Source organism: Clostridium sp. UBA2485 (assembly GCF_002341865.1).
GTDB lineage: Bacteria > Bacillota > Clostridia > Clostridiales > Clostridiaceae > Clostridium_J.
This window is the reverse complement of record NZ_DDOV01000013.1, coordinates 48,076-68,648: the sequence shown is the minus strand read 5'-3', so window position 1 is coordinate 68,648 and position 20,573 is coordinate 48,076. Positions and strand designations below refer to the sequence as shown.

At 28.6% G+C, this 20,573-nt stretch carries 14 protein-coding genes and 1 pseudogene; 10 read left to right on the top strand and 5 right to left on the bottom strand.

The annotated features are described in order from the left end of the window. The first annotated feature begins 227 nt into the window (after positions 1 to 227). The 4 genes from B3603_RS01925 (at position 228) to B3603_RS01910 (ending at position 7,397) form a co-directional block, all read left to right on the top strand. On the top strand, positions 228 to 1,928 hold the full coding sequence (locus B3603_RS01925; RefSeq protein ID WP_291560065.1) for a P-loop NTPase fold protein: 1,701 nt from the start codon (positions 228 to 230) through the stop codon (positions 1,926 to 1,928). A 939-nt stretch (positions 1,929 to 2,867) separates the two neighbouring features. Continuing rightward, a complete protein-coding gene (locus tag B3603_RS01920) occupies positions 2,868 to 4,157 on the top strand; it encodes an SIR2 family protein (RefSeq protein ID WP_291560062.1) in 1,290 nt (429 codons plus the stop codon). Between the two features lie 18 nt (positions 4,158 to 4,175). Then, positions 4,176 to 6,017 carry an ATP-binding protein gene (locus B3603_RS01915; RefSeq protein ID WP_291560061.1) on the top strand — a complete coding sequence of 614 codons (1,842 nt, stop codon included), beginning with the start codon at positions 4,176 to 4,178 and terminating at the stop codon, positions 6,015 to 6,017. A gap of 258 nt (positions 6,018 to 6,275) precedes the next feature. Continuing rightward, positions 6,276 to 7,397, top strand: a complete 1,122-nt coding sequence (locus B3603_RS01910; protein WP_291560059.1) for a P63C domain-containing protein — start codon at positions 6,276 to 6,278, stop codon at positions 7,395 to 7,397. Between the two features lie 109 nt (positions 7,398 to 7,506). Here the strand turns inward: B3603_RS01910 and B3603_RS01905 are convergent, their stop codons facing one another. Further along, a complete protein-coding gene (locus B3603_RS01905; protein ID WP_414632358.1) occupies positions 7,507 to 7,899 on the bottom strand; it encodes an LAGLIDADG family homing endonuclease in 393 nt (130 codons plus the stop codon). Positions 7,900 to 8,445: 546 nt separating this feature from the next. Between B3603_RS01905 and B3603_RS01900 the strand changes: the two genes are divergently transcribed. Next, positions 8,446 to 8,976, top strand: coding sequence for a GNAT family N-acetyltransferase (locus tag B3603_RS01900; protein ID WP_291560057.1), 531 nt, complete (start codon positions 8,446 to 8,448; stop codon positions 8,974 to 8,976). 1,239 nt (positions 8,977 to 10,215) lie between these two features. Here B3603_RS01900 and B3603_RS01895 read toward each other — a convergent pair. The 3 genes and pseudogenes from B3603_RS01895 to B3603_RS01885 all read right to left on the bottom strand — a co-directional run. Next, on the bottom strand, positions 10,216 to 11,034 hold the full coding sequence (locus B3603_RS01895; protein WP_291560055.1) for a MerR family transcriptional regulator: 819 nt from the start codon (positions 11,032 to 11,034) through the stop codon (positions 10,216 to 10,218). Between the two features lie 96 nt (positions 11,035 to 11,130). Next, the gene (locus B3603_RS01890) at positions 11,131 to 13,527 is read right to left on the bottom strand and encodes an HAD-IC family P-type ATPase (RefSeq protein WP_291560090.1); all 2,397 of its coding nucleotides are present in this window, start codon (positions 13,525 to 13,527) and stop codon (positions 11,131 to 11,133) included. A gap of 39 nt (positions 13,528 to 13,566) precedes the next feature. Next, positions 13,567 to 13,698 (bottom strand): annotated as a pseudogene (locus B3603_RS01885) (cation-transporting P-type ATPase); the annotation flags it as partial. A gap of 347 nt (positions 13,699 to 14,045) precedes the next feature. Between B3603_RS01885 and B3603_RS01880 the strand changes: the two are divergent. Further along, on the top strand, positions 14,046 to 14,681 hold the full coding sequence (locus B3603_RS01880) for a GNAT family N-acetyltransferase (protein ID WP_291560053.1): 636 nt from the start codon (positions 14,046 to 14,048) through the stop codon (positions 14,679 to 14,681). Positions 14,682 to 15,346: 665 nt separating this feature from the next. Beyond that, on the top strand, positions 15,347 to 16,237 hold the full coding sequence (locus tag B3603_RS01875; RefSeq protein ID WP_291560050.1) for an ABC transporter substrate-binding protein: 891 nt from the start codon (positions 15,347 to 15,349) through the stop codon (positions 16,235 to 16,237). Between the two features lie 43 nt (positions 16,238 to 16,280). Here B3603_RS01875 and B3603_RS01870 read toward each other — a convergent pair whose 3' ends face one another. Beyond that, entirely contained in the window at positions 16,281 to 17,249 is a 969-nt protein-coding gene (locus tag B3603_RS01870; RefSeq protein ID WP_291560047.1) for a helix-turn-helix domain-containing protein, read from the bottom strand. Positions 17,250 to 17,572: 323 nt separating this feature from the next. On the opposite strand from B3603_RS01870, the gene B3603_RS01865 reads away from it, so the two are divergent. From B3603_RS01865 to B3603_RS01855, 3 genes are read left to right on the top strand one after another with little or no spacing between them, the layout of a single operon-like run. After that, positions 17,573 to 18,505: an ABC transporter substrate-binding protein gene (locus B3603_RS01865; protein ID WP_291560046.1), complete on the top strand. Its 933-nt coding sequence runs from the start codon at positions 17,573 to 17,575 to the stop codon at positions 18,503 to 18,505. A gap of 25 nt (positions 18,506 to 18,530) precedes the next feature. Further along, complete coding sequence (locus B3603_RS01860) at positions 18,531 to 19,559, top strand: FecCD family ABC transporter permease (protein ID WP_039632917.1); 1,029 nt, start codon at positions 18,531 to 18,533, stop codon at positions 19,557 to 19,559. Beyond that, a complete protein-coding gene (locus tag B3603_RS01855) occupies positions 19,556 to 20,569 on the top strand; it encodes a FecCD family ABC transporter permease (protein ID WP_291560044.1) in 1,014 nt (337 codons plus the stop codon). The genes B3603_RS01860 and B3603_RS01855 overlap by 4 nt, the downstream gene beginning before the upstream one ends. Positions 20,570 to 20,573 lie beyond the last annotated feature (4 nt).

Sequence of the window (20,573 nt, the reverse complement as noted above, 5' to 3'; positions counted from 1 at the left end):
TCACAGTAATACAAATTAAGTGCTATCGTGGATTTATTAATATATGGAACAATAAATGATAAGCTTTTAGGAGAATCTAACGCGAAAGAAGCCTTTGACTAGAATTTTTAGGAATTCATTTAGTTAGAAATGTAATAATTATATTAATTATGAATTCGATAAAATGATATAATTAAATGTATAATATTAGGAAAACAATAGTTGAATTATTTTATTGGGGGATTGTTATGAATAATGTACAAGCGGAAAAGGTTTTAAATAGAATATTCAGTAATCAAAATACAAGAATTAACTATAAACAATGTATATTAGTTAATGGAGCTTGGGGAATCGGAAAAACTCACTTTATCCAAAATTATTTTTCTGTAAATCAAGATAGATATGAATTCATTTATATAACAGTATTCGGAAAAAATTCAGTTAAAGATATAGAAAAATCTATTCTAATTAATTCATTATCAGGATTTAAGAATTTGGATAAAGAAAATGGTGTTGCTAAAGTAACAAAGACTTTATTGAAGGATGTGAGTGAAAAATTTTTAGGAATAAATATTGAAAATTATATTAATTCGTTCTCAATAGAGGATATTCCTTGTGATTTAAGTGAGAATAAGCATAAAATTATTTGTTTTGATGACATTGAAAGAAAATCAGACTCGATAGAAATGAAGGACTTACTAGGATTGATTGAAAGAGCAAAAAGTAAATTTAATGTTATTATAGTTGGTAATTTAGATGAGCTAGAAAAAAGTGATACTGAAATTTTTAATAGATATAAGGAAAAAGTTATAGACAATATAATTACAATTAATAGCTTCGATAGGCATACATTAAGTTCAATTCTAAAAAATATGAAATTTAAAAATACAGATGTAATAATTGATGTTTATTTAAGTGGTAATATATCGTTTGGAAAAAGTTTGAATGGCAAAACGATTTTAGCAAATAAAATTAGCAACCTAAGGATTTTTATGAAATATGCAGAGTTAATAATAAAGTTAGAAAGCTGTTTAGAGCCATACAGTCTGGAAGAGGATATTGCTAAAATGTGTAAAGCTGTTATTTATGATTATTATTTTCCTGGTGAAGATAAAAAGAAGAACTCTATGAATTTTGATAAATTTAATATCTATAAGACTATAAAAAAAATTTTTCTAAATGAAGATATTGAAAGAGATGAATTTAGGGAATATTTTGTAGCTAACTCTGAAATAAGAAAAGATATTGTAAGTATATACTCTGCATATAGGCTTAATGAGAATCAATTTGATGAGTTAATAAATAAAATATATATAAAAATAAAAAATAGTGATTTAGACTATTTTATGAAACAAAGAAATGTTATTTCATTAGTTAGTGCCTTAAATGAAGTTAAAAGGATTGATCAGAGTACAGTTAATAAATTATTTAAAATTTGTATAGAATTATATTCACCTGAAAATTATACAAGGCATGAAAAACTCAATTGTTTGGATTGGAATAGCATTGATAATTATGGAAATGAAATTGAGTGTGATAAGATTACAAGATCGTTTATTGAAAAAACGAATCAAAAGTGTGAAGAGAAATTTAAGCAATTTATTAATAGTAAGTATGAAGAAGCAAAGCAAAATAAAGATTATGAAGAGATTATTAAACTTTCAAAGTTCAATGAAATTAAAAGAATTGAAGAGTTTGAAGAAATATTTGACTATTATTTTAACAAGTTGAATATGAATTACTCTAATGAGATAAAAAGTAAGATAAGTACTTTAATCAATCGAACAAATAGTGAGATTATTTCTGAGTTCTTCAGCAAGAGAATTAATGCTGAAAAGCAGATAACAAAGATTAGAAAATACGAGATGTTTGATTCTGAATTAGAACAGAAAATGCAATTTGAAGCTCAGGAGGAATATTATGAAAATAATCCTCCTGAGGAATATTAGTAATAGATAAAAATAATATGAACATATTTGATTAGAAAAAAATTATTGGTGAGAGAGTAGGTAAAAGAATAGTCGGGAGCACTAATAGTTGCACTTAGTCTTCATTATGAAATCCACGACAGAATGTTGTGGATTTTTTATGGCCAAAGTCTATATTATTAAATTAATAAATGTAAAAGGGAAAGTTGAGAATGATTAGCTTGAACATTTTATTTGATAAAAGAAATATCAATTAACGTGAGTTTGGCGGAATTTTATATGATAATTTTTGAAATACACTAAAATTGAGAAATATCGTATGTTTTGGGGATTATATTTATATAATCAAAGAAATTATATATCATACAATTTTGCAAACATTGAAATCTTTAAGATTTTCATGGAAGTCACATTAATTACATATAGTATAACTTTTAGAGCTTCTTTTATTTAAAACATATAGTAAATATTAAAATGTAGTGGATTTTTTTGTTTTATACTGATAAATTCTTCATAAAAGCTTTCTTTATTAATCTTCATTTCCTAATTGCATCTACCGTTTCTGGGAGTTACTTCTTTATACTTATTTAATATTAGTTCTGATAGTTTTTCCTTTGTTTCTATTGCTTGTTCTAGTGATGAGATTTAACTTAAAAAAGCAACGTATTATTTACTTTGGTTATGATTATAAGCATAAAATAAATTTCTTGACTTCTATGCTAGAGACTGTACTTTTTTGATAAATAAAAACACATAACAAAAATCATATAATGAATAATCAACAAGATGTAACTTTATTTATATAATTATTTTGCTAAATGATGGTACAATATTGTGATATATTATGTATTATTATGTTATAATTTAGAAGTAAATTCAATTATTTACATCCATGTTATTGAAAACATAATAAAAATTATTAGCTATATGCAATTAAGGTAGGGAGTTGTGAGAGTATAAATGAAAGAAATGCTTATTAAATCTGCTAATTTATCAGAGAAGCTTAACGATGAAATAAGAGAATACTTGAAAAATATATTTGAGTCCTCCAATATTAATTTCTTAATAGGTGCAGGCTACTCAGCAGGAATTCTAAAAACTTTAGGTAATATCGAATCAATTCTTGAAATTCTCCAAAAGAAAAATAATGAAGATTATAAATTTCTAGAAGCTATAACATTATGGCGTTTTTTCACAGATTGTATTTATCCAATAAATGATGTTATAAGTGACAATGAAAAGCTTGAAAAATCACATTACTTTTTAAGAGAATTATTTAATCTTATAGAGAAAAGAGGAAACACGGTTTATCGCAAGAAGGTAAATATATTTACGACAAATTATGATCCTTTTATAGAGATATCATTTGAGAAGAATAGAATCGAATATAACGATGGATTTCTAGGTAGAATTGATCCATATTTCTGTACAGCTAATTACAATAGAATAATTAAGAAATGTACACTATTTTCTGACAAAGAATCTGATTTCCCAATGTTTAATCTATTTAAGTTACACGGATCAACCACCTGGGAAGTAAAAAGTAATGATGATATGATGGGATATCAAAATATAGAAAGTGCAAATATAATTTTTAAGAACAAATACTCATCATTATTTGAGCCTTATAATGATTTATCAAAAGAATTCTCAGTAATACAGACTAATGAAATTAATGAAAAAAAAATTGAAGAAATGAATATAAAACTTCAGAAAAAAGTGAAAGAATATAATCTTGATATGAGTAATATTAATTCAGAAGGTATAGGCTTTATAAATGAATATAAAGAGCAGTTTAGAATTGTAAATCCAACTAAAGAGAAATTTAATAATACTGTATTTAATAAAACTTATTATGAATTATTAAGGGTATATTCAAATGAATTAGAGAAACAAAATAGTACTCTTCTTGTTTTTGGTTTTTCCTTTGCAGACGAACATATTTTAGAAATCACACAGCGATCATTAAACAATCCTACATTACAAATGATTATTTTCTCATATCGAAAAGAAGCATTTGAAGATTATAAGAAAAAATTTGATGGGTTCAGAAATATAACAATTATAGGGATTGATGATTTAGAAATAGATGAGACATTAAGAATGAATGAAGAAGCAATTACCGCTGCAGGGGAAATTTGTTCAGATAAATCAGGTAGTTCAATAATAGCAGCACCTAAAAATAATAGAATAAAACAAGTAATCGATTTGGAGAAACTTACTGAAATTTTCTCAAGCATCTTACTTTAATAATAATGGGGTGAGAACATGAATGATGAAATACTTATCATTGGTGAAGTTATAGAAGTGAGGGGACAAAAGGTACGTATAAAAATATACAGTAATAAAAATAGTTCAATGTTGTTATATAACGGAAATATGATTAGAAATATTTCTGTTGGAAGCTTTATAAAAATATCTAAAGGATATATAAGAATCATTGGTAGAATAGAAGGCGAGTATATAAGAGAGCTTCCAAGCAATAAAAATGACTATGCTCGAAAAGAAGAAGGCTTTGAAAGGATTGTAGAGGTAAGTATTGTAGGATATTTAGATCGTAAAAATAATTTTAAACATGGCATTTCGGATATGCCATTAATATCAAACAGCGCGTATATTTTAAGTGAGAATGAGATACAAAAAATATTTGTATTTTTTCAGGATTCATCAAAAGCTATAAAAGTTGGTAATATCCTTGGTTATGAAAAATATTGTTTACAGCTTGATATTAATAAAATATTTGCAAGTCATATTGGTATATTTGGAAATACTGGGAGTGGTAAGTCAAATACACTTGCCCGTTTATATACTGAACTATTTGATAGGTATTCTGGAAATTCTAGTTTCTTTAGTAAAAGTAGATTTTTAATTTTAGATTTCAATGGAGAATATACTAATAAAAGAGTTATAACAAGTAATAAAATGATATATAACTTATCAACAAACAAAGAGTCAAATAATAAATATCCTATTGAGAAAGAATATATTTTTGATGAGGAATTTTGGTCGATTATAGCAGAGGCTACTGATAAAACTCAAAAACCATTTATAAGACGAGTTATAAAAAAGTGCAAGGAAATTTCTTCAACTGATAATATTACAAATTTAAAGAATGAAATATCGTTGTCAATTTTAGATTTAGTTAAAAAATTATATGAAATAGGGGATAAGTATAGTCAGTATAAAGGTTATTTTGTTGATTTAATTTGTTCAGGTTTCAACATTAACGATAAGGATGTTGAAAGTGCTTTTAATAAAATTGGTTATCATAAGAAACAAGAAAAATTATATGTTCCTAAAGAAAGTACATTTTTTAATGATCATAATGAATTTTTAGAGTATAAACCAATTAAAAATATTCTTAATAAAATTACAGCAAATAATTTCAAAATGATTAATTCACTAAACTACTTCGATATATTTAGTTATATGATAAAGTATCAGTATTTATTTGAGATTATTTATGGGTATAGTGTCGATGAGCATATTGCTCCACTTGTAAAGAGAGTTCAATCGAGGTTTAATGATATACAAAAGGTATTCACTATTGCCGAGACGTCAACTCAACAAAGCAATATTGAAGTTATCTCCCTAGTCGATGTTAATATAACTATGAGAAAAATATTGCCAATGATTGTATGTAAGCAAAATTATGATAAACAAAAAAAATCTGAAAAAGGAGCAAACACTTTACATATAATCATTGATGAGGCACATAATATACTCTCGCAAGTTTCTGAAAGAGAGAGCAATGTATGGAAGGATTATAGACTTGAGGTATTTGAAGAAATTATTAAGGAAGGTCGTAAATTTGGTGTATTTCTTACAATAACTAGCCAGAGACCATCAGATATTTCCCCTACGCTTATATCTCAGTTGCACAATTATTTCTTACATAGATTAGTTAATAACGAAGATATTAAGGCAATAAGTAAAACTATTGCATTTCTTGACCACTCATCTTATGAAACGATACCAATACTTCCACAAGGTGCATGCATAATCACAGGGACAGCTTTAAATTTTCCTGTAGTTGTACAGATTGATTTACTTGATAAAGATAAGCAGCCAGATAGTCAGACTATAGATTTGGCCAAATTATGGAGATAGCTAATGCCAGAATAAAAGATAAGTGTACAAAGTATCTATTCATAATTAATGTATAAGATCATTGGTTGTGTTACATAGGTTAGTATAATTTAGTTTTTTCTTTCGTTAAAATTATTTTTAGTGAAGTAGTATATTATTTGAGCTTATTTTAGTTAATTTAATTAATGAGTTGAAAATTAAGTCTTCTTATAGTAATATGGTCAATATCAAAGGTGGTCATATGGACCAGCTTTGTTAAAGACCAAACAGGAGGGAAGTATGGAAGATTTATTTTACAAAACAAAAGGGATATCTTTTTTAGAAAATCCTCACAAATTAAATGATTCCAAGGAAAAGGGAATTATTTATTATAAAGATAAGACGGTGGACTATGCAATTTCTAGCAATAATGGTTTAATTATTAGTAAAATGTATAAAAATTTTGTGATAGATAATCTAAATTTTATAAAAGAAGAGTATTCAGCTAAGAAAATCCCACAAGCTATAAATGAAGGAATCTTAAGTCTTGCAGGGGCAGAAGTAGAATGTGCTGTACTTGATGACAAGAGAAGAATGATAACTCAAACTGCTTTATTTCAGGCATTTGAAAGACCAAGAAAAGGATTAGTAAGAGTAGAGGGATATCCTTCAATAATAGGAGGCAAAAATTTAGCAAAACATGCTAGTGATGAGTTGTTAGAGAAATCTAAGGTTATTGAATATGTATCTATGAAAGGAAGAATTGTCACAGGATACAATGCTGAAATAATACCTTTAATTTGTGAAGTATATTTAGATGCAGAAGCAGAAGGTGAGATTGTTGCCAAACAATTATCTAATTTAGAAAGAGCCAAAATACTTATTAGGGCATTAGCTAAAATAGGCATTACAGGATTAATTGATGAAGCTACAGGTTATCAGTATGAGAGAGAAGTAAATGCGCTACAAAGACTATTAGATGGATATGTATCTGAAGATTTGACAAAATGGGGAGGAATATTTCCTAAAAAATATTATAAGGAGATATTTAGACTTCATAATTGGAATTATGACCCTACATCGAGTGCAAGACCATCCTATGTAGGAACATTTACTAATACATATGTATATGGAATGTTGCCACCAGGTGTTTTAGATAAATTAAAGATAGAAACTCCAATAAAGGTTAGTAAAAATTCAAAAAAAGCTTATAGGGCTGATAAATATTATGAACGTCTAACAGAGACTGGAATAGATGAGGTTGATAGTTATATTGATAGAATAATTATGTTTATGGAAATGTGTGACGATATTCAAGAATTTAAGAATAAATTTCCTAGGGTATTTAAAGATAGATTAGATGTTTTAGAGAAAATGCATAATGACTTTAAAGATGAATTACAATTAAAAATAAATTTATAGATTTAAATATAATTAGTGAATTTCTCCTATTGCGTTTTGTCTCTATTATAGAATAAAAAATTCACCATAGAAATATGGTGAACTTTTTTATTTTATACTGATAAATTCTTCANNCATAGAATCTTTCTTTATTAACCTTCATTTCTTCATTGTATCTACCATTTCTAGGAGTCACTTTTTTATATTTAGTCAATATCAATTCTGCTCGTTTTTTCTTTGTTTCTATTATTAAATAAGGTTGAATTTGCTTTAATAGTTCTATGGCATCGTCATATTTTACAGTATAAGTATAAGAATCTTTATGATTAATCTTATTATAATTTTTCTTCGACTTTATAGTTCCTACCTTTGTTTTTTCCTTTATCCATTGCAGTAATTCTATGGTCGTAGAGCTTATACTAACACAAGGAGCTGGATATTGATTATTATGAAACTTTGTTAGCATAATGCTACCTTCACCATCTATTATTCCTGCTATATAGGCTTTTTCCGTATCATTCATATATTTTACCTTTTATTACTTATTTGTTATATTAGTTTGCTATAAATATGAATTTTATACATTTAAGCCAATTCAATAATTAGTAGAATAATGTTATATATACAAAGTATGAAAGTATTAGACGTATAAAGAGGAGTTTATGCTTCATTGTAGAATACATTGGTAAAAAAGAAATATAAAGGCAAAAAAGAAATATAAAAGTTTTAGATTTCACAGAAGCATTGTGAACATAAAATAATAAATTAAATTTAATATAGACAAATTGTAATAACACATAGAACTATTTTATATTATGACTTAATTTTTTAGTGATTTTATGTAGAACATACATGATATCTAACTGTTTCTATTTAAAATGATGAATGAGGAAAATTATTAAGTATAATAAACTATTATCTCTATAGCACATAGGGTCTATTCTTTAGATTAGATTTTTTAAGGAATTAAATCATAACACTAAATAATATACTATTGATTATTTAGTTCAATTTCATTTTACAATAAGTCATTTCATAATAAAAATTAAAAATAAAGGGGGGTTTTTTTATGGAAGATGAAAATTATTTTGAGGTGGTATTTATTACTACTAAAGATGAAGAATCAGATTGTCTTGATATTGATGCAACATTAATAATGAAGAATTTAGATAATGAAGATGAAAAATCAGTTGGATATGCTAAGATATATGTATTTAATGAATATAGAATGAACTCTTGGAATGATTTACTTTACAATGCAGATTCAATATCAGGAGATGTATTAGAAGTAATAGATGTATTAAGTAAAGCTAAAGAAAATGAAGAAATAAGTGGATTAATTTCAGTTATAGATCATATTGAAATAGACAAAGAATATAGGGGACAAGGATACTGTAGTCTATTACTAGAGAAAATATTAGATTATTTTAATTATATTGATATTAATTATGTAGGCTTAATTCCAGCAAGAATTTATGAGAATAAAGTGGTTCAGAATGAAGATAAAGCTATAGAATACTATATAAATAGAGGGTTTAAGCCTATATCTAGAAGAGTAGGCGGAAATGTAGTAATGGGAAAATCATTAATGTATATTTAAGGAAGGTACAAAATAAACATGGATGAAAAATTTTTAAGTAATTATTTAAATATGAATAATCCTTTAGATGACCCAGATATTATTCATAAACTTTCAGTAGTAACAACACATTATGTTTTTCGAAACGGACCAGTTGAGAATATGCATGCAGATGGGAAATTATCAGATAATGCTATGATGAAGTTAAATAAATTTCTAGTAAATAGATTAGCATATATTTTTACTTTGATATTAGATGATGATAAGATGAATAGTATAGAGAAATACTGTACAACTGAAGATATTGAGTTTAAGTTAGCAAATGTAACAATAGAGTATTCATTTATCGATGGAATTAAGAATAATGAAATAGATATAGAGAAACTCGATAAAAATGATATTGATATAATAGTCGAATACATGGAGATAAAGTTGATGATTGTTTTTAATCTAATTTTAGAAAGAAATATTAAAATGATTAAAGATTACTTATTAATGGATATATTCTTTGGACAAGATTGGGATTATGCAATGCCTGAAAGTATAGATTTTGAAAGTTTTTTATATATGTTAAANNTCTTTAAGATTGTGGATTTTTTTACTTTAAGTATAAAAGTATATGCAATATTTAAATTCACAGCCAATCCGTAAGCTACGGCTCCACTAAATTATTTTCCATTACGACTGTCACAGAAATAGATACTTCTAAAAGCCAATCTTAAAGCAATTTTCTAACGCCAACAAATAACCATCCTTGGTTATGCTGGCTGATTTGCCGTCCTTGGCAATTCTACGAAAATTGCTCCAATCTTGACTCGAGATATATTCAAAAAATAACTAGTTAGTATGCTTGTCTATTTTATATCATAATGCGTCGACAGAACTCCATGATAGACCAACTATCATGGAAACCTGTCTCCTTGTCTGATATAAAATATACTTCACATCTTTGACTAGTTATTTTCTTTCATATACCTTAAGAAGTATAACTATTCTGTTCTTAATGTCTATATAAAAAATAAATTTAGTTTTACCTTGACTTTATGAAGTTTAATATTTGGTAATAATTTAGGAGACTTATATTAGAATTAAGTTCAAAATATAGTCAGCGCCATTAGAAATAATGGAGAAGGATGTTCCTTTGCCTCCACCATGAAACCCACGAAAATCTAAATTTTAGATTTTTGTGGGTTTTTTACTGTTTATATTGTGATATAAAAAAGATAGTTTTTTTAATTAGTTAGAGTACTATCATTTTTTTCAGCTATCCTGTGGGGTAAGATTAGTTTCAATTTTTATCTGTATTTCAGTTACATACTCAGAAGATAAATTTGTTTCATGGAAATCTATTAGGTATAATTCAAAAAAGTTACCTTCAGCAGTAATATTATTTTGACAAATATATTTTTTTATTTTGTTTAGATATATACTACTTTTATCATAATCACCAAAATATACAACACTAAGGTAGTTTCCAGCTGGAAGCTCGATGGTTTGAGAGGTTTTATTGTCAAATTCATTTTGAACATAAAAAACCCTATGTTTAAATACTTTTTCTTTACCATCTGAAAGATATAAAAAGCTACCAAAAGGATTTTGGTTTAAATATGGAAGATGATTTTCAAATTGCTTTTGAAGTTCCTTTAAGGCTAGGTCAACATCATTAACATTTGTATTAGTAGTATCACAAATAATATTTCTTTTATCATGGTAGTTTATAGAGATAATTCCTTCTCTTAAATTTTCAACATATTTCAATTGTTCTAATCTTATATTTATTAGTTGTTCATGATGTATGAGTCTTTCAATTTCTTTATTAATAGATTTAAGTTTACGATTAAGTAAATTATTAGTTTTATTAAAGTCTTTTTTATAAAGATAATCCTTTATTTTTTCAAGAGGTATATCAAATTTTCGTAGATCTCTAATAACATTTAACTGATTTAATTGCTCATAAGAATATACTCTATATCCATTTTCAGAGCGCTCAGGAAAGATTAACCCTATTTTTTCATAATGTCTTATTGTATGTGAACTAACATCATATAATTTGGCTACATCATTAATTTTTAGCTTCATGATAATCTCCTTTCAGTAAGTTATTAATCATTATATAGTATTAATCAATTTACATATAAAGAATACTATAAACGAAAATTGAAATAATTAAAGCGTTTAGTTATAATCATTTCTTATTTTAGAATTTAAAATTGTTTTAGTAATTAATTTTTCAATTTCTACAAATATAAAGATAATCAATGAAGCAATAAATGTTATTGATAAATCCACTAAGTTTAAGGGTGCTGTCTCAATTAATTTATTTAGTAAAGGATTATAAATTAGTAATCCTTGCAATAAAGCTAGTACTCCTAATGAAATCCAAATTGCTTTATTTTTCAAAAGGAAAAGATTTATAGGGAAATTGTATACTTCTCTACAATTAATCATATATACTGCTTGCGAAATAACTAATGTTTGTAATAAAACAGTTTCTTGAATTGATGAGCTACCACCTAAATATGCAGAGGTGTTTTTAGCTAAATATGAAACTGCCATTATTAAAATAGAAACATAAATTATTCTAAAAATTGCGTAAGGACCTAATATGTTTTCCTTGACATCTCTTGGCGGTTTTTTCATAATTCCTTTTTCAGGGGATTCAAAACCAAGAGCGTATGAGAGTGTTATCGATGAAACCATATTTAACCATAGTATTTGAACGGCAGTCAATGGTAAGTCTACACCAGCTAAAAGTGCCAATATAACTATCCAACCTTGAGCTAATGCGGTAGGGAGATAGAAATATATAGTCTTCTTTAAATTATCATATACTCTTCGTCCTTCTTTTATGGCTTTTGAAATTGTAGCAAAGTTATCATCTGTTAAAACCATATCTGCAGCTTCTTGGCTTACTTGACTACCACGAATACCCATAGCAACTCCAATATCGGCGGATTTTAGAGCAGGGGCATCATTTACTCCATCACCAGTCATACCAACTATTTCATCATTATCCTGTAGAGCTTGTACGATTCTAAGCTTGTGGTTTGGCGTGGTTCTAGCAAAAATATCAGTTTTCATAACTGCTTTCTTTAATTGATCATCGTTCATTAAGTCGATTTCTTTGCCTTCTAAAGCATTTTCAGTTTTAGTTAATCCAATAGATTTACCAATTGCACATGCTGTTTCTTTATGGTCTCCTGTAATCATCTTTACAGTTATTCCAGCATCTTTACAATCCGTAATAGCATCAATGACCTCTTCCTTAGGGGGATCAATTATACCAACTAGTCCTACGAGTATAATTCCAGAGTTCATATTATCGAAAGGAGAATCTAAGTCAATGTCTTCATGACATTTGTAACCTATAGCAATAACTCTTTTTCCTTCCTTTGCTAAAGATAATGCTTTTTCGTTCCACCAATTTTTTGATATAGTAGAAATCTTATTATTATAAAGTTCGTATTCAGCAAAATCAATTAATATATCCGGAGCACCTTTAATGAATAATTCATTTTTATTATCAATATTATGCAAGGTAGCCATATACTTTATTTTAGAGTTAAACGGTAGTTTGTTTAGAAGTATATAATTAGAAGAGGGATACTGTTCAGCAAACCTTAAAAGCGCCGCCTCTGTAGGGTTACCTATTGCCGTTGAAATATCTTGTCCTTTTTCTAAGATAGTTTCATGGCAATTTTTAATTATTTTAACTAATTTTTCCTCTTCTATTGAAGGTGAAAAAAGTTTATTATTGCTAATATCTAAAGAATTATTTCTTGTTATTACTGAAACAGCTTTCATTTCATTTTTAGTTAGAGTTCCAGTTTTATCAGAGCAAATAACCGTCATTGAACCTAAGGTTTCAACAGCTGCAAGTTCTTTGATTACAGCATTTTCTTTTGCCATACGATTAACACCTAATGACAAAATTATAGATAAAATAGCCGGAAGTCCTTCAGGAATAGTAGAAACAATTAATGCAATAATAGCAGATACAAGTGCAGAATAATGCATTTCATTATAAAAAATCCCAAAGAAAATCAAAAGTATAACACCTAAAATAATTACATGTACGATTTGTTTGTTAAGCATATTCATTTTTTTTATTAACGGTGTTTCTTGTTCAGATATATTATTTAGCTCTTCATTTATTTTACCTATTTCAGTATTTATACCTGTTCTAACAACAATTCCAGTCGCAGTTCCTCTTTGGACCATTGTACCTGAAAAAGCCATGTTTATTTGATCACCAATTAAGCAATTTATATCCAGTGTAGCTTCGGATTTTTCAACAGGCAATGATTCACCAGTTAGTATAGATTCTTCTATGATTAAATCATGAGTTTCAATAAGTCTTAGGTCAGCTGGAACTATATCCCCAGCCTTTATAAATACTATATCCCCAACAACTAATGTGTTAGCATCAATTTTGGTTTTATTGCCTGATGAGTTTATTATTGCTTCTGTACTAAGAAGAGATGATAATTCATCTAATGATTTTTGAGATTTCTTTTCTTGCCAAAATCCTATAGCAGCATTCATAATTACAACTAAAAGTATGATAGTCATTTCAATATATGATTTAGTAAATCCTTTTAGTATACCTGCAAAAATTAAAACATAGACAATTAAGTCATTAAAATACGACAAAAATAATAGAAAATCACTTTGTTTTTTTTCTTTACTTAATTCATTATAACCATCCTTTAATAATCTTTTTTTTCTTTCTTCATCTGTTAGGCCATTAAAAGAAGTTCAAGTTTTCTCCAATACTTCCTCTATTGGCTTATTATAAAAATCCATTGTTATTCCTCCAAATTTATTATTTATTTTTAATTAGTAGGGCCCAGGTTATCGAAAATCCTATTTTTATTAGAAATAATAATTAGAATTCTCTAAAATAATTGAAAAAAATTTGAATATATAATAATCTTAAAGGTTAGAACTATTCTAATGTCAATATTTTTTTATACAGTAAAAATTAAGATGATATATTAAAACCGTAAAACATAAAATCTTTAGTTTGTATAAAATTATTTATAAAAGCAAATAGTAAACTAGTTCAATTTTTAATTAGTGGAGGAAGTATGAAACTTTATTATGAAAAGGGAGTAAAAACAGAAAAAGATATAGAAGAAATTCAGCTATTAGATTCTATAACTTATAGCGATAAATATCTTATTTCTGTAGAGGATTATAAAAAAAGGCTCCAAAAGAATAGCGATATAATATATGTTGTTAGGAATTCAAGAAATAATATAGTTGGATATTTTTCAGTAATTCCTATAACACTTGAAGCATATGAAAAAATAAAAGCTGGTGGAATTGATAAAGATATAATAAATCCATCAAATATAATTTCAAAGGACGGAATTTGGGAATATATCTATTGGGATTCCATAATTGTAGATCCAAAATACAGAAAATTTAAAGTAGGGAAGAAGCTTGTTAATTTTGGTTTTTCAGATCTCTTAAAATCTAAACAAGAAATAAGAAAAATAATTGCCCATACAGTTTCAAAGGGAGGAGAAAAATTAACTTCAATGTATGGACTTATTTTAAAGAAAAAGTTAGATGGAAAATCATTAATAGTAGAAAGGGTGTTTAGAAATAGGAGATATAATAAGAAAAAGTATTACAGCGATAAAAATAAGAAAGCTATAGAAAAAAGAGTATCAAGAGCATCCGTTGAGCAAAATGAAGAAATGCTACGAGATATGTAAAAAGAGAGACTTATGCCTCTCTTTTTTAATGTTATCAACATCAGCTTCTATACTTCATATCTTTGATTAACTATTTTAAGTATAATTATCCTGCTTCTAATATCTATATGGAAAATAACTTTAGTTTTGCTTTCGCTTTATGAACTTTAATATTTGGTAATAATCTAAGAGATTTATATTAGAATTAGGTTCAAAATATAGTCAGCACCATTAGAAATAATGGAAGAAGGTGGCTCCTCGTCTTCGCCATGAAGCCCTGGACAATACAGGAATGCATTGTCCAGGGTTATTTATTTTTTAGAGCTAAGAATAATGAGTCGTACCATAAAAATTGTATACGAACAATAAGTCCTAAAGGTAGCTATTGAAAAAGTACACTTTGGAATTGGTATGTCTATAGGTGTGTTTTTTAATTTAAATATAATCCATTTTATTTAAATTATAATCCATAATGATGAGAAGTATTTTCATTTAACTATTATAAAACAATAAATTACTCTTATTTTAAGAGAAAATGACTTCTGAAAAGGGGTTTCTGAGATGTTGACAGGAGAATTTGTAAATGCTACGCTTTTAAAAGTTAGATTAGTCTTACATTTTCGTATAGTGGGGGCTCAGGCGTTATTTAGGTTAAAAATAAGATGTTTATAAGGGAGAGATATAAAATGAAAAAATTATTGTCATTATTTTGTACAATATTTATGACCACTTTAATTTTAGCTGGTTGTTCTTCGGATAAGGATACTACTAAAGAGGAAGCTGTTCGTACTGTAAGTACTGTAAGAGGAGATGTTGAGGTTCCTGCTAATCCAAAAAGAGTTGTTATTACTTATGGGATGGGTGACATTTTGGCATTAGGAGTTAAACCGGTTGCTACTTATAATGCAGAGGGTAAAGCTTATGAAAAAGAAGTAGAAGGCTTACCAATATGGGAAAAGTTTGAACCAGAAGAAATAATGCAATATGATCCAGATCTGATTCTTGTTATAAGCGAAGAAAAAATTGATGAGTTTTCTAAAATAGCCCCTACAGTTTATATTCCTTTCACCAACCTTAGCATGGAGGAGAGAATAACCTTTTTAGGAGAAGTTCTTAATAAAAAGGAAGAGGCCTCAAAGGTTCTATCTGATTTTAAAGAAAAGATAAGTAATGCAAAGGAACAATTAGCTTCCAAAGGAATTATGGATAAGAAATTCAGTATTTTTGAAGGCAGTCAAAATGGAGGCATTTGGGTATATGGTGATAAATGGGGACGTGGAGGCGATTTAATTTACAGCCAATTAGGATTTAAAGCACTAGATGTTATACAGAATGAAATTATAGGAAAAGATCAACATAGAGAGATTTCTCTTGAATCAATTAAGGATTATGCTGGAGACTATATAATATTTAGTGGAGAAGTTGGAAAACTAGAGAATAATTCAGTTTGGAAATCAATTCCGGCTGTTAAGGAAGGACATGTTATACCTGTTGATTTTACACTATTTTTTGATATTGATATTTACTCATCCAGTGTACAGTTAGATTATATTATGGATAAATTACTAGAAAGTTAGTAAAAAATTAAGATACTTATGGCATATAAGTATCTTAATTTTTTTATAAGTTAAAAGATTTCCTAAAATCACTAGGAGTGATTCTATGGACAGCTTTAAAGGCAGCAGCAAATTTGGCTGGATTTTTATAGCCGCATAGTTCAGATATGTTACGAATACTTAGATGGTCGGCAGATAGGAGCTGCATAGCTCTTTTCATGGTTTCTATTCGAATATATTTATAAAGGGGAATTCCATAATGGTTTTTAAAGGAATCCCGAAGTTTACTTTCGCTCATTCCAGCTATTCTGCATAGTTCAATTGTAGTTGGAAGATTTAAAATATTTTCATCAATCTTATTTTTAACTTGATAAATTTTCTGCTCATTTTCCCAAGTAACATAGTGGCGGCGGCTGCTTCTTCTTTTAGGGATATCAGGAAAGTTTCTAGTGATTGCAGATAAAAGATGCAAAGTCATCCCCTCAAAAGCAAGTAAAGGCATGTCTGTATTTCTTACAGCCCATCTAATTTGCTCTAAAATAAGCATTATATCAGGCGTATTATAGTGTTGAGTTTTCCAATGCTTTGCATCCTGAACACTGATTTTAGGTGCATGGGTACGATCTTTGAGAAAAGGCTTTATAAAGTCATCAAAAATTAAAACACTAGTAAAACAATAGTGTACGTCTTTAGAGAAAGTAAAAGTAAATTGTTTTTGAGGGTTAACAATTAAATTAGTGATTGGAGGAAGAGCTTGTCTCTTTTTTCCTTGATGTGAATAAATTATTTCTCCACAGTCAATACAAAAGATAATTATAAAAGGTTTATTTGAATTTATTGTATGTACTACCTGTTCGCTTGGGGTAAACCAAGCACTTGAAACAAATAATCCTTTAGCAGCATTTATTTCTGCAATCCATCCATTTGACCAATGAGGAGGAAAATCATAAATCTGTCCATTACCATAGGTCCTTTTAACAAAATCATATTTATCTGCTAAAGCACTCCAAGAAGAGTCATTATATTCATCCATAAAATTTTTATCCCTCTCTTTTCTTTGATTTGAAGTAACAATATTATAGCATCATTTGAGAAAGACTTTCAATAAGAATATAATCCATTTTATTTAAATTACAATCCAAAATAATGAGAAGTGTTTTCATTTAACTGTTATAAAACAATAAGTTACTCTTATTTTAAGAGAAAATGACTTCTAAAAAGGGGATTTCTGAGATGTTGACAGGAGAATTTGTAAATGCTACGCTTTTAAAAGTTAGACTAGTCTTACATTCGTATATAACCCAGGCGTTAGTGCTATTTGATCAATATAAGATATTTATAAGGGAGAGGGATAAAATGAAAAAAATTTTGTCATTATTTTGTGCAATACTTATGACTACTATGATTTTTGCTGGCTGCTCTTCATCTAAAAATGCAGAGGAAGAAGAAGCAACTGTTCGTACCATATCTACTGTAAAAGGAGATATTGAAGTTCCTGCTAATCCTAAGCGTGTTATTGCTAATTGGTATGTTGGAGATGTTATTACTTTAGGATTAAATTTAGTTGGATATAATGCTTGGGAACAAGAAAGTATGCCTTTTTATGATACTCTTAAAGCTTCTACAAAAATTGAAAAGTGGGAGCCGGAAGATGTCATGAATTTAGAACCAGATCTTATTATTACATATGATGAGGCAGACTTTGATAAATTCAGCAAAATAGCTCCAGTTCTTGTTATTCCAGAGGGAGATATGAATTCTCTTGAACGTATAAAAACTATAGGAGAAGCTACAGGACGTAAGGCTGAAGCGGAGAAGGCAGTTTCTAATTTTGAAGAAAAACTTGCAGATGCGAAGAAAACTTTTAAAGCTGATACATTTAAAGGTAAAACTTTCAGTATACTGGAAGACTGGGGAGCTACTGGTGAGTGGAGTGGACTATATTATGAGACAGGCTCTAGAGGTGGCACTTTAGTATATGAATATCTGGGACTTAAATATCCAGACAAGCTTAAAGAACTTATAGAAAAATCAGGAGAAGGACGCGGATCTATAAGTTATGAAGTAGCACATGAGTATTTTGGTGACTATATATTATGGTTTAAGCAAGAAGGTAAAGAGTCTGATTATGCAAAGACAGAAATTTGGAAAAGCATTCCTGCTGTTGCAGAAGGCAGAGTTGTAGAAATTCCAGGACATTATGCAGGACTTTTCTTTTATTCTGATGTTACAAGTCTTACTGAACAACTTGACTATATGGTTAATGCAATAAATTCATTAGCTAAATAATTCTAATTAAGAAAGGAAAATAAATATGCAAGATACCTATAATAAAAAGCGACAATTAGGGGCTTTGAATTTTACAATCTATATGATTGCAGGGGTGGTTTTGCTGGTGATTATGTCAGCGGCATCAATTTCTTTTGGTGCTGCTGATATGAATTTGTCTACGGCTTGGGGAGCCATTTTTAATTTTGACTCTTCTTTAACTGAACACCAGATTATTCAAACTCTCCGCCTTCCTCGTATAGCAGCTAATATAATTGTTGGGTCAAGCCTTTCCATATGTGGTGCTATAATGCAGGGAACCACAAGAAATCCTCTTGCTGATTCTGGACTTATGGGTATAAGTAGTGGTGCTTCTTTTGCTATAGCTTTTTGTATGGCATTTTTACCTGGTGGAAGTTATGGACAGATGATGCTTTTTGCATGTATTGGTGCAGCTGTTACTACAGGTATGACTTATTTTATTGCGTCTATTGGTAGAGGAGGCATGAAACCACAGAGACTTGTTTTAGCGGGTATTTCTATATCAATGCTATTTGGTGCTTTTAGCCAATATCTTTCTATTAAATATAGACTTGGGCATGCTTTAGCTTATTGGACTGCTGGAGGAACAGCAGGTGCTAAATGGAGTGAACTTGCTATAGTTTTCCCATTCTTTATTGTCGGCATAATTACAGCTCTTATTATATCACCTTCAATTACTCTTTTAAATCTTGGAGATGATGCAGCTATAGGTCTTGGACTTAATACTAAGAAGGTTAAAGCTATTTCTACTGTAGTTGTTTTAATACTTACAGGGCTTTCTGTAATTGTTGTTGGACCTGTTGGTTTTATAGGATTAATAGTACCTCATATTGTCCGCTACCTTATAGGCGTAGATTATAGATACATAATTCCAGCTTCAGGATTATATGGAGCTTTGATTACTGTGGCAGCAGATTTAGTTGGAAGGCTTATTAATAAGCCTTATGAAACTCCCATTGGAATTATTTTTGCTGTAATAGGGGTTCCGTATTTTCTTTATCTTACAAGGAAGCAAAGGAGGGAATTCGAATGAAGAAAAAGGGCTATTTAGTTTCACGTGGCTTAACTATTATTTTGGTACTTACCATTGTGCTGTTAGTTGTGGCAGTAATAAGTGTGAACTCAGGTAAAATGAATCTCTCTCCTTCAGAAGTTTTTAATGTTCTTATTGGAAAAGGTACAGCTAAACAAAATCTTATAGTATATGATTTTCGTCTTCCCCGTATTGTATTAACTATTCTTGTAGGTATTGGTATGGGAACAGCTGGATGTGTAATGCAAAGTTTACTTCGCAATGATATGGCTAGTCCTGGAACTTTGGGAATAAGTTCTGGTTCAGGGTTATTTGTATTATTGTTTGTAGTTATTTTTAAAGTAGATAGTGTATCCTCAGCTATTGCTCTCCCACTTTTAGCTTTTATAGGTGGAATGACAGCAGCTGTGTTGATATTTTTACTTTCATATAAAAAAGGAAAAAACATATCACCTACAGGATTAATTTTGACAGGTGTGGCTGTTGGAAGTGGATATAGTGCTGTTACCATGATGCTTACTTTAAAGCTAGATGAAAAACAGATGGATTTTATTCAAAGATGGAGTGCAGGAAGTCTTTGGGGAGATAATTGGACGTATATTTCTATTCTTGCACCTTGGATATTGATTATATTTTTATATGTACTTTATAAATCTCGTACTTTGAATACTTTAAACCTTGGTAATCAAACTGCAACAGGATTAGGAGTAGCAGTAAAGAGAGAATTTATAGGTTTAGCTATAGCAGCTGTTGCTCTATCGTCAGGCAGCGTGGCCTTAGGTGGAAACTTCTTTTTTGTTGGAATGATTTCTCCACATATGGCAAGGAAGTTTGTAGGCTCAAATCATAAACTATTGATTCCAACTGCATCTTTAGTAGGCTCAATAATTATTCTATTATCAGATACTATTACTAGAACTATAAGTCTTGGAACGGATGTCCCTACAGGAATTATTATTACTGTATTAACTACACCTTACTTCTTATACCTATTAGTAAAGTCAAATTAAGGAG